This is a genomic window from Labilibaculum manganireducens, from assembly GCF_963665805.2.
In the GTDB taxonomy this organism is placed as follows: Bacteria; Bacteroidota; Bacteroidia; order Bacteroidales; family Marinifilaceae; genus Labilibaculum; species Labilibaculum manganireducens.
Genome location: NZ_CAXXEE010000003.1, coordinates 4,075,410 through 4,098,482, shown reverse-complemented (window position 1 = coordinate 4,098,482; position 23,073 = coordinate 4,075,410). Strand labels below are relative to the sequence as shown.

19 protein-coding genes are annotated in these 23,073 nt (G+C 35.9%); 8 read left to right on the top strand and 11 right to left on the bottom strand.

The window, feature by feature from the left end; genetic code table 11:
- Window positions 1-90: 90 nt before the first annotated feature.
- Window positions 91-2,724 (bottom strand): alanine--tRNA ligase, encoded by a 2,634-nt coding sequence (gene alaS, locus ACHZAX_RS15780; RefSeq protein ID WP_320019797.1) that lies wholly within the window; start codon window positions 2,722-2,724, stop codon window positions 91-93.
- 130 nt (window positions 2,725-2,854) lie between these two features.
- Between alaS and ACHZAX_RS15775 the strand changes: the two genes are divergently transcribed.
- From ACHZAX_RS15775 to ACHZAX_RS15755, 5 genes are all read left to right on the top strand, one after another.
- The gene (locus tag ACHZAX_RS15775; RefSeq protein ID WP_101308858.1) at window positions 2,855-3,823 is read left to right on the top strand and encodes a M23 family metallopeptidase; all 969 of its coding nucleotides are present in this window, start codon (window positions 2,855-2,857) and stop codon (window positions 3,821-3,823) included.
- A gap of 150 nt (window positions 3,824-3,973) precedes the next feature.
- Window positions 3,974-4,309, top strand: a complete 336-nt coding sequence (locus ACHZAX_RS15770; protein WP_101308857.1) for a MerR family transcriptional regulator — start codon at window positions 3,974-3,976, stop codon at window positions 4,307-4,309.
- A 19-nt stretch (window positions 4,310-4,328) separates the two neighbouring features.
- Window positions 4,329-5,423, top strand: coding sequence for a Nif3-like dinuclear metal center hexameric protein (locus tag ACHZAX_RS15765; protein WP_320019796.1), 1,095 nt, complete (start codon window positions 4,329-4,331; stop codon window positions 5,421-5,423).
- Window positions 5,424-5,575: 152 nt separating this feature from the next.
- Window positions 5,576-6,265, top strand: coding sequence for a zinc ribbon domain-containing protein (locus ACHZAX_RS15760; RefSeq protein WP_320019795.1), 690 nt, complete (start codon window positions 5,576-5,578; stop codon window positions 6,263-6,265).
- A gap of 159 nt (window positions 6,266-6,424) precedes the next feature.
- Window positions 6,425-6,748: a thioredoxin family protein gene (locus ACHZAX_RS15755; protein ID WP_101308855.1), complete on the top strand. Its 324-nt coding sequence runs from the start codon at window positions 6,425-6,427 to the stop codon at window positions 6,746-6,748.
- A 37-nt stretch (window positions 6,749-6,785) separates the two neighbouring features.
- Here ACHZAX_RS15755 and ACHZAX_RS15750 read toward each other — a convergent pair whose 3' ends face one another.
- The 4 genes from ACHZAX_RS15750 to porU all read right to left on the bottom strand — a co-directional run bounded on the left by ACHZAX_RS15750 (window position 6,786) and on the right by porU (window position 12,806).
- Window positions 6,786-7,145 carry a CoA-binding protein gene (locus ACHZAX_RS15750; protein WP_101308854.1) on the bottom strand — a complete coding sequence of 120 codons (360 nt, stop codon included), beginning with the start codon at window positions 7,143-7,145 and terminating at the stop codon, window positions 6,786-6,788.
- Between the two features lie 166 nt (window positions 7,146-7,311).
- The gene (ispF, locus tag ACHZAX_RS15745; RefSeq protein ID WP_320019794.1) at window positions 7,312-7,788 is read right to left on the bottom strand and encodes a 2-C-methyl-D-erythritol 2,4-cyclodiphosphate synthase; all 477 of its coding nucleotides are present in this window, start codon (window positions 7,786-7,788) and stop codon (window positions 7,312-7,314) included.
- A 1-nt stretch (window position 7,789) separates the two neighbouring features.
- Window positions 7,790-8,968, bottom strand: a complete 1,179-nt coding sequence (gene porV / locus ACHZAX_RS15740) for a type IX secretion system outer membrane channel protein PorV (protein WP_320019793.1) — start codon at window positions 8,966-8,968, stop codon at window positions 7,790-7,792.
- A 58-nt stretch (window positions 8,969-9,026) separates the two neighbouring features.
- Complete coding sequence (porU, locus tag ACHZAX_RS15735) at window positions 9,027-12,806, bottom strand: type IX secretion system sortase PorU (RefSeq protein ID WP_320019792.1); 3,780 nt, start codon at window positions 12,804-12,806, stop codon at window positions 9,027-9,029.
- Window positions 12,807-13,167: 361 nt separating this feature from the next.
- On the opposite strand from porU, the gene gldJ reads away from it, so the two are divergent.
- The 3 genes from gldJ (at window position 13,168) to sugE (ending at window position 16,407) form a co-directional block, all read left to right on the top strand.
- A complete protein-coding gene (gene gldJ / locus ACHZAX_RS15730) occupies window positions 13,168-14,691 on the top strand; it encodes a gliding motility lipoprotein GldJ (RefSeq protein ID WP_101308850.1) in 1,524 nt (507 codons plus the stop codon).
- 97 nt (window positions 14,692-14,788) lie between these two features.
- The gene (locus ACHZAX_RS15725; protein ID WP_320019791.1) at window positions 14,789-16,078 is read left to right on the top strand and encodes a UDP-N-acetylmuramoyl-tripeptide--D-alanyl-D-alanine ligase; all 1,290 of its coding nucleotides are present in this window, start codon (window positions 14,789-14,791) and stop codon (window positions 16,076-16,078) included.
- Between the two features lie 2 nt (window positions 16,079-16,080).
- Window positions 16,081-16,407, top strand: coding sequence for a quaternary ammonium compound efflux SMR transporter SugE (gene sugE, locus ACHZAX_RS15720; protein WP_320019790.1), 327 nt, complete (start codon window positions 16,081-16,083; stop codon window positions 16,405-16,407).
- 17 nt (window positions 16,408-16,424) lie between these two features.
- Here sugE and ACHZAX_RS15715 read toward each other — a convergent pair whose 3' ends face one another.
- The 6 genes from ACHZAX_RS15715 to ACHZAX_RS15690 all read right to left on the bottom strand — a co-directional run bounded on the left by ACHZAX_RS15715 (window position 16,425) and on the right by ACHZAX_RS15690 (window position 23,065).
- Window positions 16,425-17,447: a glycosyltransferase family 2 protein gene (locus ACHZAX_RS15715; RefSeq protein ID WP_320019789.1), complete on the bottom strand. Its 1,023-nt coding sequence runs from the start codon at window positions 17,445-17,447 to the stop codon at window positions 16,425-16,427.
- A 33-nt stretch (window positions 17,448-17,480) separates the two neighbouring features.
- Window positions 17,481-18,362: a lysophospholipid acyltransferase family protein gene (locus tag ACHZAX_RS15710; protein ID WP_320019788.1), complete on the bottom strand. Its 882-nt coding sequence runs from the start codon at window positions 18,360-18,362 to the stop codon at window positions 17,481-17,483.
- A gap of 54 nt (window positions 18,363-18,416) precedes the next feature.
- Window positions 18,417-19,217: an inositol monophosphatase family protein gene (locus ACHZAX_RS15705; RefSeq protein ID WP_101308846.1), complete on the bottom strand. Its 801-nt coding sequence runs from the start codon at window positions 19,215-19,217 to the stop codon at window positions 18,417-18,419.
- An 11-nt stretch (window positions 19,218-19,228) separates the two neighbouring features.
- A complete protein-coding gene (gene mtaB, locus ACHZAX_RS15700) occupies window positions 19,229-20,563 on the bottom strand; it encodes a tRNA (N(6)-L-threonylcarbamoyladenosine(37)-C(2))-methylthiotransferase MtaB (protein WP_320019787.1) in 1,335 nt (444 codons plus the stop codon).
- 127 nt (window positions 20,564-20,690) lie between these two features.
- Window positions 20,691-21,596: a Ppx/GppA phosphatase family protein gene (locus ACHZAX_RS15695; RefSeq protein WP_320019786.1), complete on the bottom strand. Its 906-nt coding sequence runs from the start codon at window positions 21,594-21,596 to the stop codon at window positions 20,691-20,693.
- 137 nt (window positions 21,597-21,733) lie between these two features.
- Window positions 21,734-23,065 (bottom strand): PhoH family protein, encoded by a 1,332-nt coding sequence (locus ACHZAX_RS15690; RefSeq protein ID WP_101308844.1) that lies wholly within the window; start codon window positions 23,063-23,065, stop codon window positions 21,734-21,736.
- Between the last annotated feature and the right edge of the window lie 8 nt (window positions 23,066-23,073).

The following is a 23,073-nucleotide window of genomic DNA, read 5'->3' as shown; positions in this document are numbered from 1 at the left end:
AATAAAATTATAATATAAAAAACGCCGTTTCAATAGAAACGGCGTTTTTTTTATGCTTGTAGCTGAAAGCTATTGGCTGTGAGCTAAAAATTATCCTTCAATTTTATGAAGAACCATTTTCTTGGCAACTTCAATTGCTTTTTCAAGTCCTTTTGGATCTTTACCTCCAGCTGATGCGAAGAAAGGTTGTCCGCCACCGCCGCCTTTAATTTCTTTGGCAGCTTCACGAATAATTGCTCCTGCATTTAAACCGTATTCTTTTACCAGATTATCCGAGAACATGATGGTAATGTTTGCTTTTCCATCCAAATCGGCACCCGAAATAAACACAAGATTATCAACTTCTCCTTTTAGCTGAAAAGCAATATCTTTAATGTCACCGGCGCTGGCAACAGCAATTGGCTCAGCAATAATATTAATATCATTCGTTACCGAGATATTTCCTTTCAAATCATTCTTAACGATTTTCAAACGATCTTTTACGAACCCATCCAAATCCTTTTTCAAACCTGAATTCTCATTCATTAAATCAGTAATATTCTTAATCAGATTCTGATTTGATTTAAAAATGCGTTCAATCTCTTTTAAGGTATTCAACTTATCGTTGATAAATTGTTCTGCTTTTACAGCCGTAATTGCTTCAATTCTTCTTACTCCGGCAGCAATTGCACTTTCCGATGTAATTTTGAAATACCCGATTTGACCGGTAGCACTCACATGTGTTCCTCCGCAAAGCTCCACTGAATCATTAAATTTAATAACGCGAACCAAATCGCCGTATTTTTCGCCAAATAAAGCCATTGCACCAAGGTTTACAGCCTCAGTCATTGGTATGTTATTCTTTATTTCGATAGAGATGTTCTCACGAATTTTAGCATTCACAATTTCTTCTACCTTGGCAATTTCTTCCTCGGTTAGTTTCTGAAAATGCGAAAAATCAAATCGCAAATGATCAGCATTTACAAGAGATCCTTTTTGTTCCACATGCCCGCCCAATACTTCGCGGAGTGCGTGGTGCATTAGGTGAGTTGCTGTATGGTTATTTGCAATTAAAGTTCTTTTACTTTCGCTGACTACAGCCTTAAATACAACAGTAGGATCTTTTGGTAATTCTTTTGCAAAATGAACAATTAATCCATGTTCCTTTTTTGTATCTACAATAGAAATTCTTTCTCCATTTGCTTCAATGTATCCGGTATCTCCAACTTGTCCGCCGCTTTCACCATAAAAGGGAGTAATGTTGAAAACCATTTGATATTGGTCTTTATCTTTCGAAGAAATTTTACGGTAACGGGTAATTCTTACATCAGTTGTCAGATAATCGTAACCAACAAATTCTTCTACGTCATCTTTTAAAATCTCAATCCAATCGCCGGTATCAACAGATGTTGCTGAACGCGAACGATTTTTTTGAGCTTCCATTTCTTCGTTAAATTCTTTGCGGTTGATAACCAAATCGTTTTCTTTCAAAATCAATTCCGTTAAATCCAATGGAAAACCATAGGTATCGTACAATTCAAAAGCCACCTTACCCGATACAACTTTGTAATCTTCCGATTTTGTTTTATCAATAATTTGATCCAAAAGGCGAATTCCGTTTTCGAGAGTTCTTAAGAAAGAGTTTTCCTCTTCCATTACTACCTTTTCGATTAAGTTTTGTTGCTTAATCAGTTCAGGGAAATGTTTTCCCATCACCTCAATCAGTACCGGAATTAAACGATGCATAAATGGCTCTTTAAAGCCAAGGAAAGTGTAGCCGTAACGAACGGCTCTTCTCAAAATTCTTCGGATTACATATCCTGCCTTATTGTTTGAGGGCAATTGTCCGTCGGTAATAGCAAAAGCAATGGTTCTAATATGGTCGGCAATTACTCTAAGAGCAATATCAATTTCCTCATCCTTACCATATTCTTTGGCACTCATTTTTGCAATTGTCTGAATAATTGGCTGGAATACATCAGTATCGTAATTTGATGTTTTTCCCTGCATAGCCATACACAAACGCTCAAATCCCATCCCTGTATCTACATGCTGATGAGGCAAAGCTTCCAGAGAACTATCCGCTTTGCGATTGTATTGCATAAATACAAGATTCCAAATTTCAATTACCTGCGGGTGATCTTTATTTACCAAATCACGACCGGCAACAATTTTCCGTTCTTCATCACTACGTAAATCAACATGAATTTCGGAACAAGGTCCACATGGCCCTGTATCACCCATTTCCCAGAAATTGTCCTTCTTATTTCCGTTTATAATTTGTTCGGCAGGAAGAAACTTGGCCCATAATTCTGCAGCTTCATCATCACGGCCTAATTTATCATCAGCACTTCCTTCAAAAACAGAAGCGTACAATCTATCTTGCGGCAGTTTGAATACATCAGTTAAAAGTTCCCACGCCCAATTAATAGCATCTTCTTTAAAGTAATCACCAAACGACCAGTTGCCCAACATTTCAAACATGGTATGATGGTAGGTATCGTGACCGACTTCCTCTAAATCGTTGTGTTTTCCAGAAACGCGCAGGCACTTTTGAGAGTTGGCAATTCGCTTGTATTTTATTGGAGTGTTACCCAAAAATATATCCTTAAATTGATTCATTCCCGCATTGGTGAACATTAAAGTTGGATCATCTTTAATAACCATTGGTGCCGAAGAAACAGTCTTATGTTGTTTTGAGGCAAAGAAATCCAAAAATGCCTGTCTGATTTCGTTAGAATTCATGTGCTATTATGTTTTATATCAATCTGATTTGTATACTTAGCTTGCAAAGTTAGATTATTTCCTTAATTTTGTTAGCTGTGGAGGGAAAAAGTTTAGGCTTTTTTCTATAAAAAAAATCTAAAAATTTTACATGGCGAAGACTAAGTATCAGTTTAACCCAGAGTCTATTAGTTACGAAAAAGTAGAGGCCAATTTTAAGACGAAAATAATTAACGTTCTTAAACACATGGCTTCAAGTTCAGTCCTTGCCATTGTAATGGTTGTGGTATTGTTTTATTTTTTCGGATCCCCAAAAGAGAGATCTCTCATTCGTGAAAATCAGCAGTTAATTGCACAATATACCCGTCTTAATTCAGAGTTGGCAAAACTTCAAAACGTTTTAACGGATCTTGAGCAGCGGGATGATAATATTTATCGTGTGATTTTTGAGGCGGAACCGATTCATTCAAATATTCGAAAAGCGGGTTATGGAGGAGTAAACCGATACAGTAATTTAGAGAATCTTGAAAATTCTGAATTGGTTATTTCAACCAATAAAAAGATTGACCGTATAGCTAAATCAATGTATGTTCAGACCAAATCTTACGATGACGTTGAGGTAATGGTAAAGAACAAGTTTAAAATGCTTGCATCTATACCTGCTATTATGCCGATTGCCATAAAAGATTTCGGAAGAATTTCATCCGGTTACGGATGGAGGATTCATCCTATTTATAAAACCCGTAAATTCCATGATGGAATGGATTTTAATGGAACCATTGGAACACCAATATATGCAACTGGTGATGGTGTGGTTACCTATAAGAATACAGAGAGGGGATACGGCAAAAAAATTGTAATTGACCACGGTTTTGGATACAAAACCGTATATGCTCACCTCAATGGCTACAACGTGAAAGCCGGACAGAAAGTAAGACGGGGAGAAGTTATTGCCTTCCTTGGAAATACTGGCTCTTCAACGGGACCTCATATCCATTATGAAGTAAGGAAGAATAACAAGACGATCGATCCGATCAACTATTTTTTTAACGATTTAACAGCCGACGAGTATGACAGTATGGTTGCTTATGCCGCCAACACTGGTCAAACAATGGATTAGTTCTATCGAAAGAAAATAGGAAAGCATAAAAAAGTGGCACGGAAAATATTATTTCGTGCCATTTTATTTGTTACTTTAGATAATAAATTGTCCTAATCGGTTCATTTCTATACAATTTATTTGGCTTGTGAAATTTAAATCGTAACATCGGTGCCTTACAAAGAAAAAAAAATCGAAAAACTATATTATGCCATTGGAGAAGTAGCTGAGATGTTTCAGGTAAATACCTCTTTAATTCGATTTTGGGAAAAGGAATTTGATATTATAAAACCTAAAAAGAATAAGAAGGGAAATCGGTTTTTCACACAAGCGGATATTGAAAATTTTCATTTGATATTTCATTTAGTGAAAGAAAGAGGGATGACTCTTAAAGGAGCTCAGCTCAAGTTGAAAGAGAATAAAGAAGATACCGAGAATAATTTTGCTGTTGTTACTCGTTTACAGGAAATTAAAGATCTGCTTCTTGAGATTAAGGAAGAATTGTAATTCGTAAATTTTGTTGAAATTGAAAGTAAGAGATATTGTTTCATCTATCGAAGAGATGGCTCCTTTGACCTATCAGGAATCGTACGACAATTCAGGTTTACTGGTTGGTAGTTATGATTCAGATGTTATCGGTGTTCTTATTTGTTTGGATGTTATAGAGAGTGTAGTTGAGGAAGCTATTAATAAAGGGGTAAATTTAATTATTGCTCATCATCCTATCGTTTTTAAAGGGTTAAAGCGTTTTAATGGGAGTAATTATGTCGAGAGAACAGTAATTCTTGCCATTCAAAATAATATTTCAATTTATGCCGCCCATACCAATTTAGATTCGGTAAAAGGCGGGGTAAGCGATCGTATTTGCGATTTAATCGGACTTCAAAACAGGAGAATTTTATCTCCGGTAAGCAACGATCTTTATAAACTGGTAACATTTGTACCCGATAAGTTTGCTCAAAAAGTTAGAGATTCTTTATTTGAGGCCGGTGCCGGAAGCATTGGAGGTTATGATTCCTGCAGTTATGCTGTTGAAGGTACCGGAAGCTTTAGAGGCGGAGAGAATACCGATCCGTTTGTTGGTGAAAAAGGAGAATTACATTTAGAGCCTGAAGTTCGCATCGAAACTATTTTCCCAAAGCATTTAAAGGGGAAAATATGTTCGGCACTTCTAAAAAATCATCCTTACGAGGAGGTTGCTTTTGATATTTATTTGCTCGAAAACGACAACAAACAGGTAGGAATGGGTATGATTGGCGAACTTACAGTACCCGAAGATCCACTTTTCTTCTTAAACAGGATAAAGGAAATATTCGGATCGGCATGCGTAAAACACACTCAGATAAGTAAGAAAAAAATAAAAACCGTTGCAGTATGTGGTGGGAGTGGAAGCTCCTTGTTACGTAAGGCTATCAGCCAAAAAGCTGATGTTTTTGTGTCGGGAGATTTTAAATATCACGAGTTTTTTGATGCTGAAGGCAGAATAATAATTGCCGATATCGGACATTACGAAAGTGAACAATTTACAAGAGATATTTTTTATGAGATTGTTACAAAAAAATTCCCTAACTTTGCGGTTTATATTTCAGAGATAAATTCGAATCCAATAAATTATTTGTAAAACATATGACTACACAAGATCCAAAGGCTTCAGATTTTAAGGATATTTCAGTAGAAGATAAATTGCGCACAATGTACGAAATGCAGTGTGTTGATTCTGAAGTAGACCAAATTAGAACGCTAAGGGGAGAGCTTCCATTAGAAGTTCAGGATTTGGAAGATGAAATCGCAGGTCTTGATACTAGGATTGCCAACCTAAACAATGAGGTAAAAGATTTAGTTGAAACTGTTGCGAAGAAAAAACAAGAAATTAAAGAAGCAGGATTACTTATTAAGAAGTATGAAGCTCAACAAATGAATGTTCGTAACAATCGTGAATTTGATTCTATTTCAAAAGAAATTGAATTTCAAAATTTAGAAATTGAATTGTGCGAAAAGAGAATTAAAGAATTTACTTCGGAAATTGCCAACAAAAAAGCGGTAATTGAAAACTCAGATAAAGTTTTTGCTGAGAGAAAAGCTGATTTGGAAGGCAAAAAGGGTGAGCTTGATGCAATTGTATCAGAAACTCAAATTGAAGAAGAAAGATTGGTTGCTGCGTCTGCTTCGTTTAGAAAAAAAATAGAGCCAAGATTGTTAACAGCGTATACAAGAATCCGTTCAAATGCAAGAAATGGTCTTGCAGTTGTAACAGTTGAGCGTGATGCTTGTGGTGGTTGTTTTAATAAGATTCCACCTCAACGTCAGATGGATATTCGTTCTCGTAAAAAGATTATCGTTTGTGAATATTGCGGGCGTATTTTGGTAGATCGTTTTATTGTTGATTATGACAATAGCCTGGAGGAAGCAGAAAAAGCTGAACAAGCTGAAAAGCCAAAAAGAAGAACTCGTAAAAAAGAATAGTACTATTCTTATATCATATAAAAAGCTGTTTCATTTTTTTGAAACAGCTTTTTTTAATGTGAATATTTTTGTTACAGTTGTACGAATTGTCTGCATCTTAAGAAATCTCCCCTGTGTTTTTATTATTTTTGCAATCTATTTTAAAACGGAATTTGCTTTATGAACTTATCATTGTCCGAATTGGAAACACTTAAAGAGAAAAGGGAATCATTTTATATTTACTTTTCGGCGCCTTCCTGCGGAGTATGCGAGGTGTTATCACCTAAACTTAGGTACATGATGAAGGAGCAGTTTCCAAACTTGAAAGCTTTTCATGTTGATAATTCGCAACAACCTGAAATTGCTGCACAATTAGGTTTATATACTAATCCCAGTTTATTGGTTTATTTGGATGGAAAAGAAGTTTTACGTAAAAGTCGATCAATAGGAGTATCGCAAGTTGAAGAGGAGATAAGACGTACCTATGAGCTTCTTTTTAATTAGAGACGCCAAAGCATAGCGTCTCTCTGCACTTATTCATCTAATAAACTCCTGTACGAAGCATTACCAAAGGACAGGCTTCTTCCGTTTCTATTCCCAGAGCATTTGCTTTGCGATAGAATTCCGGATTTTCTGTTCCGGGAGGGAATAGAATCCGTTCAGGTTTCAAACCTATAATGTAATCGTAATAGGTTTCTTGATTTTTTGGAGAAAGGTAAACAGCAACCGTTTCAACTTTTCTTTCGAATGGGCGCCCTACATTAATTTCAACGTCGGCAATTTTACCTTCTTTGTTTCCAACAGCAATGGTTTCGATATTATGCTCACGCAGCAAACGCACACATTGATTTGAATATCTTTCCTCGTTTAGGCTGGCACCAATAACAACTGTCTTTCTCATTGTGATGTAGTTTAAATATTTATATATCTATATACAACAAATATAGTAAAATGGAGAAATTATCAAAGAGGAGTCGTTGATAATATGGATTTTATTTAAAGCAAAAAAAACCTTCCTGAAATTACTTCAGGGAAGGTTTTTAACCAATTAAAACTACTGAGTGTACTTATTTTTGAATTAAAACTGTGGCGTAAGCGGCAATACCATCTTCGGTACCAACAAAACCCAGTTTTTCTGTTGTTGTTGCTTTTATTGCTAAATCTTCCAAGTCAATTTCCATTACATCCGAAAGTACTTTTTGCATTTCAGGAATGATCGGTTTAATCTTGGGTTGCTGCAGTGCTATTGTTACGTCAATATTTCCAATTGAAAAACCCTTCTCGGCGATTAACCTAACCGTTTTTTTCAAAAGTATTTTACTGTCAATGTTTTTAAAGTCAATAGAGGTATCCGGGAAATGATATCCAATATCACGCATGTTGGCTGCTCCAAGCAGAGCATCGCAAATAGCGTGAATCAATACATCTCCATCCGAATGGGCAACACAGCCTTTACTATGGGTTAATTTTATTCCTCCCAGCCAAAATTCTTCTCCTTCGGCTAATTGATGAACATCGTAACCAAATCCAACTCTAATCTTCATCTTACTTTATAATTTTATCAATATTGGCAGTAAGTGTAAAACGCAAAGTATTCTTTAACGGATTATTTTGAGTGGAAGGAATTAGGTACGAAAAATCCAAATCAAACATGTTTAGTTTTACGCCTAATCCTGCTGTGAAATATTTTCTGTTTCCTTTTTCTTCGTGTTCGTAATAGTAACCTGTGCGTAATGCGAATTGTTTTTGATACCAGTATTCAAGACCAAGCGACCATGTAATTTCTTTAAATTCCTCACTCATTCCGCCGGGAGCATCAGAGAATGAACCGAAAATACCACTCATTACTGATTTATTAGATGCTTGTCCGCCAACTATAACGGTTCCGTTATCTTCACCATCTTGAAGAGAACCATTAGCAGGAGTTGGAACTAATAATTTGTTAAAATCGGCAGCGACAGTTAACGAATTGTAATTATCCAATTCAAATTTAAGTGCAGACCCAAGTCTAAGATTTGTAGGAATAAACTCCTTTTCATCGTCGGTTGTATAGCTTATTTTGGAACCGATATTTGAAATATTCAATCCCCACGACCAAAGTATTTCTTTTCGGTTTCTTTTAAATTCCTTCTGATAATAAACAGAAATATCTGCGGAGTAAGCATTTCCGGCTTGAGTTTCCACTCCTGCAACATATTGACCTTGGGTAAGATCAGAGCGGATGTATCGAAATGCAATAGCTCCGGATAGATTATCGGTTAATCTTCTTGAATAGGCAACATCAAAAGCCCACTCGTTTGGTGTTCGAGAAACAGCTGGTGCATTCTCACTTTCTAAAAAGATGATTTCACCCAAGGTAAAATATCGAAGTGAAGAGGCAAGAACTTGATTCTTATCCAAACGATAATATCCGGTTAAGTAGGCAAGACTCATATCATCAACCAGGTCTCTTAACCAAGGTGTGTACGATGCTGCAACTCCGTAGTTACCATCAATCATGGCAAATTTAGCAGGATTCCAATGCATCGAATTCGCATCCGGCGATGTAGCCACACCAACATCTCCCATCGCACCTGCACGGGAATCGGGAGTGATTGTTAGGAAGGGAACAGCTGTTGAAATGTAATTAGCTCCCGATGTTGAGGTCTGTGCCCAACTTGTTTCCATGTTTGAAAATAGCAAAATGGATAAAAGGCTTGTGATTAGAGTTAGTTTGTAGTTCATAATGATTTAATATAATAGTCTGCAAATATATTCAATAAACTGTTAAATTTGGTTTTTATTATTTTAGGATTACTAATTTTTGAAATTTATTCACCACTTTTCCATTATCGGCTCTAACTTTTACACGATAGAAGTAAACTCCGCGACCAATGGAATTGCCAAAATCGTCTTTTCCGTCCCATTGAATAGGACCAACACGATTTCCGGTTGAATTTACTGTTGTTTCAATAGTCTTAATTAATTTTCCTGATATGGTGAGTATCTGAATTAAAACATCCAGTTCTCTGGAGGCCTGATTGTGCTCAAAATAAAAACCTGTATTGGTTGTAAAAGGGTTTGGATAATTTAGTACGTGCTTTAGAATAAGGTCAGCATTATCTGCAACAAAAAATTCAAGTATATTTTCTGATGAGTTATTTACGTTATCCCAAACTTTAACTTGAATTTCATGTTCACCTGTTTCCAGATCGGAAAGTCGGTAGCTGATCTTTCCTTTTTGGTAATTATCCAGATCCGATTCGTAGAAATCAGTAAGCTCATAAGGCTGATCCGTTTTTTGATCCAACACAGCGATAATATCATGCCCAATGGAATTACCAACGGTATTTATCCCACTGGAATCCTGAACAATTGCTAACAGAAGAGGAGATGTGCCTGTCATACCGCCCGGAGTGAATTGCTCATCGTCCATATAAAGTTCAATTTCAGGACCAATTTTATCTTTATCCGCATTTGGATTTGTACCTCCAACTACAATACTATTGGTGTATCCGGCCGCATCAGCATTCATACTGTTTGCGTAGTAGAAGATTTTCCCGTTTCCATATTGATAATTAATATCTTTAGGAACGAAAAAGTTAAAATGAAAATTTCCATTGTTAACACTGGCTTTTCCTTTAAAAAGGACACTGTTTTGAATCGTGTATTCAAAAGGTTCAGCATCATTTCCACGGGTCGATTTGGTCGTTGCTTTATCGTATATCGTTGAATAAACAGTTCCCGAAAAATCATTTAGTGTATTGCCGGAAGCTGCAATTATCTCACCGGAAATATGAACCTTACTCAACGCTTTTAAAGTATCTGTTGGTTGACTGATATCTACATTATTAATCTGAAGTGTTTTGGCTGAATGAGTTGGATAATTAAGTCTAAGAGCCGGATCTCCCAAAAGAGTGAAGTTTCTTTTATTAATGCCGGATCCGGTTTCATTTTTAGTTTTTCTCATGATGTCACCCAAACGAAGATAGTTTCCATCCAAATCTTTATCAAAAACATGATGATAAAAATTTTGGTTTAAGCTGAAATTCGGAGATGAAAAAACCAATCGGGTGGTTGTGAACAAACCTATGCCGCCACCGTTGTCACGAAGAAGAATCATCTCGCCAGAAGAGAGTTTTTTGTAATTATCGAAACGGCTGAATTCACAGGTGGCAGTCATGAATAGTGGAAGTTTAGTAGGATTTTTCCAACCTAAAATATCGTCGAGCATTAGAATGTGTTCATGTGCCAGTCCGTTTTCATTTCCGTGGCCGGTGTAGTTCATAAGCAGGCTTCCTTTGTTTATGCTTTCGCTGATTGCTAAATTGACATCAGGATATTCCTGTCCTGCAGAACTTGTTATTTGTTCATAATCATCAAGGAAAATTCTTTGTATTTTAAATTGAGGATAGTCTGTTTCTACCTGTACAGCTAGCTTATTAGCATCTCTCATGTGAGTATTATTGTCTTCATCGTCTCCAATAAAACAGATCCTGCTTCTCCAATCTCCCCACTCTGAATTGTTGTAGTTTAAAATTTTATTGGTGACAATTTGTGCTTCTTCAGAAGTATTCACAGGAAAACGTCCAATGCCAATATCTACCATGCCGGTTGCCTCTCCTTCATCATCATCAAGTAGTCCAAAAAAATCATCAGTGACAAAAGACTGGGTTGGACTTAAAGAATTTTCCGATTGATAAGTTAGAATTTGGTTTGTGTTGTTTTCGCGGTCAGATTTATTATCAAATGAACCATCTCCAAAAAGTAAAAGATATTTGGGTAGATTCTCGTCACTTGTCGATCGATCGTAAAACATTTTTACAAAATTACGAATGGCGCTCACGTCAGGAGAACCGGATGAAAACTCATTGTAGATCTCCTCCGGATCAACAATAGTAACTTTTAAATTGTCCTTGGTTCTGTGAAAATCTGCAATTTGACTGGCGTAAGACAAAAACTTGGAAGGACTAATGATAATCATATCTGTTTGAGCCAAAGCATGCAAATTTTGATTTTTAACCGATCCAATAATAATTGGGGCAGGGAAATTTCCATTTGGATCACAGGCAACATATTCTTTTAAAGAATTTGCATCTGCAGTAAAAGATGTTGTATTGTTATTGTAATTAGCAGAAATTAATTTTACAGATTGAGGAGAGGTGACATCCCAAATTTGAGTTTTGTCATTTGTATTTTGAAGAGTAAATTTTGCCTTATTGCCAACACCAATGGTTTTGGAATCTCTAAATGCCATTTGATTGTTGGTAAAAACCAAATCTCGTCTGGCATTTACCCGAAGAAAGTTTAACCATCCTTTTGAGGATGGGGAACTTTTTTCATAGTCAATACTCAATTTAAAATTAGCAGATGAAGGAATGAAATTAATGAATTTCTTCTCTGCAACCGATGCGTAATTGGCCGTATAGCTTCCTGTGTTTACTGATGGTATTTCAATATCTCCAATTAAATTCGTTCCGGAAAGCAGACTGAATTTTGTTGCGGACGATGATCTTGCCACTAAATTTGTACTAATTAAAAGGGGGTCTCCTGTTTTTAGGTTTGGGAATGAAAAATTGAAAGAATAATTCGTCGTAACATCAAAAGTATTCGCAAGCCAAAGTCTGCCACTCTCCAAAAGATTGGTGTCGTCCTGATCGAATACAGCGTAATCATCAAATCCGGTAACATTTATATTAGAGGAAGATAAGGATGCTGCCGATTGAATGAGCGTCGGACTTCCCATGTCAGAACTAAGAAAATAATGTGAGAAATCAGAGTACAAATGATTTTCGTGTACAAATTCATTGGAGGCTTCGTCGAATTTCCATGATCTTGGTCCTTTGGCATAAAAGAGAATGAAATCGCCCGAATTAAAAATACCATCACTTCCTTTATCCATGTAAATGGAATTGTTCGGTAAATCATCCAGACTATCTTCAGAGTTCATTTTAGGAAGCATTCCCCCCCCGGATCCATAAATTCGTATGTTTTCCGGATTAGAAATTCCCATATCAATTAATTGGGAATAGGTAATTTTATGCACGGCTGTGGTGTCAATTGCAATTTTCACCCATTTTCCTGATTGAAGAACAGAGCTGGCGACGTAAGATTTGCTTTGCTTTAGCGATTTATTCTGACTTTTTTTTTGAAATCTCAGTGAGAATCGAATCAATTTTTCGAGTTGGCCTGTTAAAGGATTCTTCCGTATGGGCGTAAATTTAACTTGTTGGTAATTTTGTTTTCGAATAACAACTGTGTTAATTGAAGGTTTTATTGTGTTGGAGATTGTTTTATTTCGTAAAATCTGCCTTTCGGTGGAACTTAACAATTTAAATTGCGTATCAAATAACTCGACTGTGAATAATTCGTTGGTTGAGCTTGTTAATTGTAGGTGTGAATATTCTGGTATCCATGAGTTTTCCTCATTCAAAGAAGCTCCTGTAAAGGTTAGAGTGTTAATTTTTTCTCCTGTAGGATAGACAATTAAACTTTCTGTCCAATCCAAATTAATTGGAGTTGTAGTTTGTGAAAATGAACTAACACATATAATGGAGAATAATAATATTACCAGATAACGCATAAACAATTACAGGTGTTTTACATCTAAATTAAACAAATTGGCGATTTGCGAGAATTGAAGGTATGCAAAATAAGCAAAACTTAAGACAAAGTCGAGAAAAGATATTAAGATAAAAGGAAGACTTTTCTTGGGGATTGAACCGGATGGTTTTTTAAAATTGTTTTGTATCAGATAGTTAGGGTGATATGGATGTTTAAGCTGTCATGCAGCATGCGATCAGTGTTTTTTTTTGATCTGAATTATACCCTTGAAATGTTAAATGATTTTGTAAAAAAGTAAAATTAAATACAATAAACTCTGTACTCTTTTAGTTATATTTGTTGAGTTAAGTATTTTTGAGATAAACTACATTCAATCTATTATGAAATTAAAATCGAGCATTATTCTCTTTGTTTTTGCAATTTCACTGATGATTTTACCATCTTGTTCGAAAGTGAAAAATCTTGTTGGAAAGGGAGAAAAATCTAAAACCACTGGTTGGGCTTATAACGAACCTGAGAATGGGGGTTTTGAATATCATAGCGGTTTTCAGCAAGAAACTGGTCCTGGTCTGAAATTTATTCAGGGAGGTACATTCACTATGGGAAGAACACAACAGGACGTGATGTATGATTGGAACAATGTTCCAAGAAGAGTTACAGTTCCTTCTTTTTATATTGATGAGACAGAGGTTCGAAATGTTGATTATTTAGAGTACTTACATTGGATCAAGAGAGTATTTGTCTCTTACCCAGAGGTTTATAGAAAAGCATTGCCCGATACTTTGGTTTGGCGTGATGAACTTGCTTACAATGAGCCTTACGTTAATAATTACCTTCGTCATCCTGCTTATGGAGAATATCCTGTAGTTGGCGTAAGTTGGGAACAAGCAGTTGATTTTTGCGAATGGCGTACCGATCGTGTAAATGAAAGAATTCTTATTGATAAAGGAATTTTGAATAATGATCCTACTCAACGTGATGAAAATAATTTCAATACTGAAGCCTATCTAGCTGGACAGTATGAAGGTGCTGTTAATAAGAATCTTACGGATTTAAATCCGGATAACGAAGAAAGATCGGTTCGATGGAGTGATGGAATGTTATTACCTAAATATCGTCTTCCTTCCGAAGCAGAGTGGGAATATGCTGCGGCTGCTTTAATTGGAAATTCACAGGATGAAAGAATTACTGACCGTAAGATTTTCCCTTGGAACGGACATTGGGTTAGAAATGATGATAAAAAAGTTCGCGGTCAGATGATGGCTAACTTTGCACGTGGACGTGGGGATTATATGGGAACAGCCGGTGCTTTAAATGATGCCGGTGATATTACCGTTCCTGTAAATTCATTCTGGCCTAACGATTTTGGATTGTACTGTATGGCTGGTAATGTTAGCGAATGGGTTGCTGATGTTTATCGTCCTATGTCTCCTGAAGATATTTCGGAATTTAATCCTTACAGAGGAAATGTTTTTAAAACTGCTGTTAGAGATGAAGAAGGAAATATTGCAGAAAAAGATAGTTTAGGAAGAATTCGTTACAGAAATCAAAAAGATGAGGAGTTAGTGGGACGTGAGAACTACAAAACTGCGGATAATAGAAATTATCGGGATGGTGATGTTGAATCAAGTATCGTTTCAGATTATACATGGAATAATCCAGAACATCAGGCTGCAGGTTCTAGTCGTATGTATGTTCAGGGCAGAGGTCAGAACGGAAGCGATTTTAGTTCTATGATAACTGATGATTCCCGGGTATACAAAGGTGGTTCATGGAAAGATCGTGCTTACTGGATGTCACCAAGTGCACGTCGCTTTTTAAATCAGAAAGAAGCACGTGATGATATTGGATTCCGATGCGCAATGACTCATGTAGGACATCCTGCAAATAAAAAGACAAAGTAGTAATCTTAAATATTTTTAAACCCCATCTCTAAAGGATGGGGTTTTTTGTTGGAAATTGCTAATTTCGTTTGTCTAACTAAATCTGAAAAAGAATACAATGCAGTTGTCAAATATTTACCTTCTTTTTAAGGAACATCCAATAGTCGTAACAGATACCAGAAAGATTGTTCCCAATTCAATTTTCTTTGCTTTGAAAGGCGATAATTTCAATGGGAATAAATTTGCCATGTCTGCAGTTGAAAAAGGCTGTAATTATGCAATTGTTGATGAACAGGAATATGCTGTTGATAACCGTTTTGTTTTGGTTGAAGATGTATTGGCAACACTTCAGGATTTAGCCAGAGAACACCGAAGGCAGTTAAATATTCCGATTCTTGCTATTACGGGAACTAATGGGAAAACGACTACGAAGGAATTGGTTCATGAAGTTCTAAGAAGAAAATTTCAAACGGCAGCTACAATTGGGAATCTTAATAATCATATTGGTGTTCCGTTAACTCTGCTTTCTATGAATGCAGATACCGAATTTGGGATCGTTGAAATGGGAGCTAATCATCCGGGAGAGATTAAGCAGTTATGCGAAATTGCAGAACCCGATTATGGAATCATAACGAATGTTGGAAAAGCACATCTGGAAGGATTTGGTTCATTTGAGGGTGTTGTAAAAACAAAAAAGGAGTTGTACGATTTCCTTTTTAAGAATGGGGGAAAGGTGTTTATTAATGCTGATAACGATTATCTGACTAAGATGTTGAATGATCAGGAATCTATTAGCTATGGAAATTCGGAGAATGCATTTTCCAAGGCAAAATTTCTGCAGGCTGAACCATATCTGGTTTTAGAAATAAGATCAGCAATTGGTAAATTGTATATTAAAACAAAACTGATCGGCGCCTATAATTTTGAAAATGCTTTAGCTGCTGTAACTATAGGACGATATTTTAAAATCGATGAGATTGAGATAAAGGAAGCGCTTGAAAAGTACGTGCCCAGCAACAATAGATCCCAATTGAAGAAAACGGAGAAAAACATTTTGTTCCTGGATGCATACAATGCGAATCCAACCAGTATGAAGGCCGCGATAGAAAATTTTGCAGGTATGCCGAGGAAAAATAAAGTTATTATTCTGGGTGATATGCTGGAATTGGGTTCTGATGCCCGCAAAGAACATTTGGATTTATTGCAGTTGATTCAGGATAGACAATTGCAATCGGTATTTTTAGTTGGTGATATTTTTACAGAAGTGAATTCTAATGAGCAGTTCAAAACCTTTAAAAATACTTCCGAATTAATAAAGGAACTTGATAAGGAAGAACTGCTGAACCAGTATATTCTGATTAAAGGATCAAGAGGAATTCGTTTGGAACAGGTAATTGAAAAATTGTAAGTATGGCTATCGCGTGGGTGTATTTGATTATTGCAGGATTGTTTGAAGCCGTTTGGGCCATTGGGCTTAAATATGCCGAAGGGTTTACTAAACTTTGGCCTAGTGTTATTACGATTGTGGCAATGGCGGTAAGTTTGTATTTTCTTGCGTTGGCAATAAAAACATTACCTCTTGGAACTGCTTATGCTGTTTGGACAGGAATAGGAGCATTTACAACAGCAATTTTGGGCATTGTTTTATTCCGCGAGCCAATTCATTTCTCAAGAATATTCTTTTTACTTCTCCTTCTTGTATCAATTATTGGCCTTAAATTCACTGCCGTGAACTAATTAGTAATTCTTAATTTTTAGAAGGTGATGTCGGAGAAATGTTTTTTCTTTCTTAGATAGAAATCGAAAATAATGCTGTCTTTATACATTTCCTTGTGATCTGTTTTAGTGACAAAAGGAGTCATCTTTTTGCGTTTTTCTCTCATTTTTGAGAACATGGAATAGTAGGAAAGATGAGCTTTAAACACAGCACCAAAATTTGAAAATTCGCCACTTAAAAGAAACTTCATCGCAGCGATACCATCCAATATCATTCTTTTCAGGAGAATGGAACAGAATTTATTTTCAGGCAGATTTTTATGCAGCATGAATAGGTTGTTGCGGAAATTTAAATAAAGTTTCTTTGAGCTGTGGTTTGGTAAGGTTGCCCCTCCAACATGATAAACTGTCGATTTAGGTTCTGAAATGATTCGGTATCCTTGATTTTTTATTCTCCAGCACAAATCAATTTCTTCCATGTGAGCAAAAAAGTCACCATCCAATCCTCCTGATTTTTTATAAACGTCGGCACGAATGAAGAGAGAAGCACCACTAGCCCAGAAGATATCAAGCTCTGAGTTGTATTGATTGCAATCACTTTCGATTTGATCCAGTATTCTTCCCCTGCAAAATGGATAGCCCAAATAATCTATAAAACCTCCGGAAGCACCAGCGTATTCAAATTCTGATTTATTGTGATAAGCTTTAATTTTGGGCTGAGCAGCAGCAATGTCCGGATCTTTTTCCAGAAGATTATAAATAGGGTCAAGCCAATTTTCTGTGACCTCAACATCCGAATTTAAAAGAACGAAATAGCTGTGCGAAAGTTGCTCCAATGCTTTGTTGTAACCATCAGCAAATCCATAATTCTTATCAAGCTGAATAACTTGAAGATCAGGATATTCTTTTTCTAAAAATGCAATGGAATCATCACTGGATGCATTGTCTGCAATAATAACATCGGCCCATTCCCGATTTGAGTAAGCAATAACCGAAGGAAGGAATGTTTCTAACAATTTTTTCCCATTCCAGTTTAGTATTACGATTCCAATTCTATTCATTTTCTTTTTACTGATGTATTACAATATAATTACCTATTGTGAGTCTTGTTTTGTGTGTTTCCATCGTTTATGAGACCATAACCAGTATGCAGGCTCCTCTTTGATAATATCTTCCAGCACACGTGTGTGTGTTTCAGTGATTTCAAACTCAGCCGTAGCTTTAGGATTATCAAAAAGAGGAATAAAGTGTACTTCGTAATGCCCTCTTTTTATTTTCTTCATATGAACAAAAATTACTGGCTGGTTAAGTTTTTTTGCGATACGTTCAGTACCCAGCAAAACAGGAGTATCCTGATTGAGAAATTTCGTCCAGTAGTTGAGGTTTCTTTTGTTTGGTGTTTGATCACCGATAAAAATAGTAGTTGTAAATTTATTTTGATTTCGATATGAAATCATGGTTCTCAAAGTATCATTTTTGGCTAATGGCCTGGCTCCAAATCGTTTTCTTATTTGCAGAAACATTTTATCAAAAACCTTATTATGAAGAGGTTTGTAGATAGGTAGATAGTATCCTTCTATCCATAAATTAATGGATGTCAGCCACTCCCAATTTCCATAATGTCCAAATACAATAACAACGCTTTTACCTGATGTTTTATATGTGTTGAGAATTTCCGGGGCTATAAATTTGCAGCGTTTTCTAATTTCTTTTTCACTAATTGTCCAAAGTTTTATGGTCTCAATAAATGTATCACAGAAATGACAGTAAAATTCCTTTCGTATTGCCTTAATTTCATTTTCAGATTTTTCAGGAAAAGAGTTTTTAAGATTCGAGGTAACAACTTTTCTTCGGTATCTAAAAATGTGGTAAACAAAAAGAAAAAGAATGTCTGAAAAGAAATACAGTATTGAAGATGGCAAGTAACTTATTAGCCTTACCACACCATACAACATATAGGAAAGAAGCTTTATCATTTAAGTGAAAATGTGTTTTTATGATCTGCTGAAAGCAGGAAAATTCATTTAAGCTTATTTTATCATGTGTTGAATCACAACATTTTTAAACTCATCGTGAACTATTGCATTACTGGCAATGATTTCTCTTCCGAATATGAAATTCTTACCTCCTTTAAAATCGCAGACTTTCCCGCCGGCTTGGCTTACCAAAAATGAGCCGGCAGCAACATCCCAGGGCTGAAGACTATATTCGTAAAAAGCTTCGAATCTGCCACAGGCAACATAAGCTAAATCGGTTGCAGCAGAGCCGGGGCGACGAACGCCGTGCGAATTAATAATGAAGTATTCCAAAGAAGCCATAAATGTTTTCAATTGGTCGTAATTGGAATAGGGAAAACCTGTTGCAATTAGACTTGAGTCGATCGAATTTGCCTTAGATACGGAAATTGTCTTGCCATTTAAATAAGCTTCCGGAGCTCCTTTCCACGAATAAAAGCATTCGTCAAGGCTAATTTCATATATTACTCCCAATACTATTTCGTCGTATTCCTGCAACGCAATACTAACAGCAAAAGGGGACAATCCATGAATGTAATTTGTTGTTCCGTCTAAAGGATCAATAATCCAATTGTAACGTTCTGCACGATGCGTTTCTGTACCTTCTTCAGCAATAAAACCTGCATCAGACAGAATTAGTTTCAATTCGGCAACAATTTTTTCTTCCGCAGTTTTATCAACGTAGGTTACAAAATCGTGTATTCCCTTTACTTCTATTGCATCTGATTTAATCTTGCTTTGCTGTTCTTTTATGAAAATTCCAACTTTTCGGGCTATATCATTCGTTTTAAAACAAAGTTCTTTAAGATCGATCATGCTTTTATATTTTATTGCGAAACAGGCTTTAGGTTGAATCGTATTTTGTCAACAACAGAACCTGAAACATTGCCATTTGAATTTATCTCCTGCAAGGTAGCAAATGTAAGTTTGTTGCTAAGGTTTTGGTTGTACGGAATTTCGATTTTAATGTAATTTTTAGTAAATCCATACATTTTACCATGATCATTAAAGGATTCGAACAGGACTTCTTCTGTCTTGCCCAAATTTTCCCGGTAAAATGCATTTAATTTTTTCTCAGAAAGAATTTGAAGCATTTTTGCTCTTCTTTTTCGCTCAGGAATTGGAACAACCTCTTTAATTTCGAGAGCTTTGGTGCCTTGTCTTTCCGAGTAAGGAAAGACATGTAGTTGGCTAATGGGTAATTCTTTGATGAATAAATATGCATCTTCGAAATCTTGATCACTTTCGCCACGACTTCCGGCAATTACATCAACACCAATAAATGCATCGGGAAGTAAGGATTTAATTTTTCCAATCCGTTGAGCAAATAGTTCTCTGTCGTATCTTCTCTTCATAAGCTTTAAAACTTTATTGGATCCCGCTTGAAGAGGTAAATGAAAATGATTTACAAATTTTTCTGATCGGGCAACAAATTCAATAATCTCGTTGCTTAAAAGGTTGGGTTCAATGGAGGAGATCCGAAAACGACTGATTCCTTTTACTTTTTCAAGCTCTTTAATTAAATCCAGAAATGTTTCGTTTGTACTTTTTCCAAAATCACCGATATTTACTCCTGTCAGGATAATTTCTTTTGCACCTTGTTTGGCAACTTCCTCTGCCTGTTGTACCGTTTCTCTTATGCTCATGTTACGACTATTGCCTCGGGCAAATGGAATGGTGCAATAGGTACAATAGTAGTTGCATCCATCCTGAATTTTGAGAAAACAACGGGTTCTGTCTCCCATTGAGTAGGAAGAATGAAAATCTTTAACCGATTCTACTTCACATGAATGCAGTTCTCCGGTACCTTTTTTCTCAAGATGATCTATGTATTTGTGGATGTTGAATTTCTCATTGGCTCCCAAAACGAGATCAACTCCAGGAATCGCAATAATTTCATCAGGTTTAAGTTGCGCGTAGCATCCAATTACCGCAATAAATGCATTAGCATTGGTTTTAATTACCTTTTTAATGGCTTGTCTGCATTTTTTGTCAGCATGATCTGTAACAGAACAAGTGTTTATAATGTAAATATCAGCTTTCTCCGTATGCTTAATTGTTTCGAAGCCCATTTCTTTAAATGAACGGCCAATTGTAGAGGTTTCCGAAAAATTAAGTTTGCATCCTAATGTGTAGAATGCTACTTTTTTACCTTGTAACATAGTTTCTTCCCTTCTTGCTGATATTCAGCTTCTAGCTAAAATAAATGAACTATTTCAAATTTAATTTGAAATAGTTCAAAATATAGAAATAATTTAAATCGCAAATTTAGGAAAAAGAATTACTTTTTTACCCCAATACAAGGCTGTTGGAAATATATTCTTTATATAACTGATGAACAATACCATCGGTAACCCCAATTTTGGGTACGTGTATCTTATCTGCATTTGCCCATTCCATAATGCTTAGGAAAATTGTTGCTGCAGGAATGATAACATCAGCTCGGTCAGGATTCATGTCGAAGTTGATCATTAATTCCTGATAGCTGTATTGTTTAAGGTCGTAGTAAATACTTTTAAATTCTTGGTATGTAATGAATTTTTCTTTTTTTGGTGCCGCAAGTTTAACTAATCTGTTGATGTTACCACCTGATCCGATAAGTTCAATGTTTTCGCAGCTAGGACATACATCCAATAAACACTCTTTTATACGAATAAATTCATCTTTTGGGACACAGTCCCGAAGAATTTTAATGGTTCCCACATTAAATGAGGCGGAGAATTTGCAAATTCCTTTTGAAAAGAGAGTTAGTTCAGTACTGCCACCACCAACATCCACATATAAATAATCTTTGCTTGGGTCGAGAGTGTCTGCAATTTTATTATCAAAAATAATGCTGGCTTCTTCTTTTCCATTGATAACGTCAATTTTTATTCCGGATTCATTTTCAATTCTTCGAATAATTTCAGTGCCGTTAACAGCCTCTCTCATTGCTGATGTTGCGCAAGCGCGGTAATTCACAACCTCATGAACGTCCATAAGGTTGCGAAATGCTTTCATGCTTTTAATTAATTTCTCGGCTTTATCTGCAGAGATAATCTTATCTATAAAAGTATCAGTTCCCAAACGTATTGGAACCCTTACTAATGATGATTTCTTAAAGTGAGCATTACCGCCTTCTTCAAGCACATTCATAAATAACAACCGGATGGCATTTGATCCGATATCTATGGCGGCAAATTTCATTATTTTCATAAAAGAGTATATTTAGATTTTCAGTGAGAAAAAATAAGTCAGATGATTCAATTTCATGTAACACCTTTTTGCGGTCAAATGTACATATTCAAGAATATAATTTAAATGAAATTTCCCAGTAATGCAATAAATAGATTTTATAGAAGGTGACTTGCCAGTTCTGCAAGGTGACTTCTTTCTCCTTTTATTAAGTTGACATGAGCAAATATATCCTGTCCCTGCATCCTGTCTGAGAGGTATGCTAAGCCATTCGATTTTTTATCCAGATAAGGTGAATCTATTTGTTCAATATCTCCTGTGAAAATCATTTTAGTACCTTCGCCTGCACGTGTAATTATTGTTTTAATTTCGTGGGGTGTAAGGTTTTGAGCTTCATCAACAATGAAGAATGTATTTGAAAGACTTCTTCCTCTAATGTATGCTAATGGAGTAATCTGTAATCTTTCATCTTTTAAAAGTTCGTCAATTTTGAGATACTCTTTACTATGGACGTTAAATTTATGCTTGATTACACTCAGGTTGTCGAAAAGAGGTTGCATGTAAGGGCCTATTTTTTCTTTGGCATCGCCCGGTAGATAGCCCAGATCTTTATTGGCCAAAGCAACAATTGGTCTGGCAAGGAAAATTTGATCGTACATGTCGATTTGCTGAAGAGCAGTTGCCAAAGCGAGTAATGTTTTTCCGGTTCCAGCTCGTCCGGTTAAAGCTACTAAGGATATTTTTGGATCCATGAGAGCATGCATGGAGAAAGTCTGTTCTGCATTTCGGGGATAAATTCCGTAAGCATTTGGTTTTTCAACCCGGGATATTATTTTCTCAACGGGATCGAAATGTGCAAGCGCACTAGATGAATTATTTTTCAGAATAAAATATTCATGACCTTTAATTGGTTTTTCAAGTCCAAACTCTTTTTCAGGAATTCCTTCGTTTGATTTATACAGAAAAGTGATCTTTTCATCATTAAAATCTTCAAGGGTTGTTATTCCCAGGCTAATTACATCATCAAGATCCTTAACCTGATCATTTTTATAATCTTCTGCAGGAATCCCTAACGATTTCGCTTTCATTCTAAGGTTAATATCCTTGGAAATCAGAATGACCTTTTTTTTACCGCGGTGGTTGTGAAGATACTCTGCTATAGCTAGAATTCTGTGGTCGGGGATGTTTTCCTGAAACGAACTTTTCATTTGAGGAGAAAATTCTTTTCCTGTTTCAACGGATAATTTTCCCAGATTTTTTCCTAGAGGAACACCGGCAGTAAAGAGCAGGTCTCCGGAAATACGGTCTAATTCTCTGCTGAATTCACGTGCGTGGTAATTAATCTGATCATTACCTTTTTTAAATTTATCCAGTTCCTCCAGAACGGTTATAGGAATAACAACATCATTTTCTTCAAAATTGTAAATTGAATTAAAATCATGAAGAATAACATTTGTATCAAGAACGAAAACCTTTTTGAGTTTTGCCATAATGAATG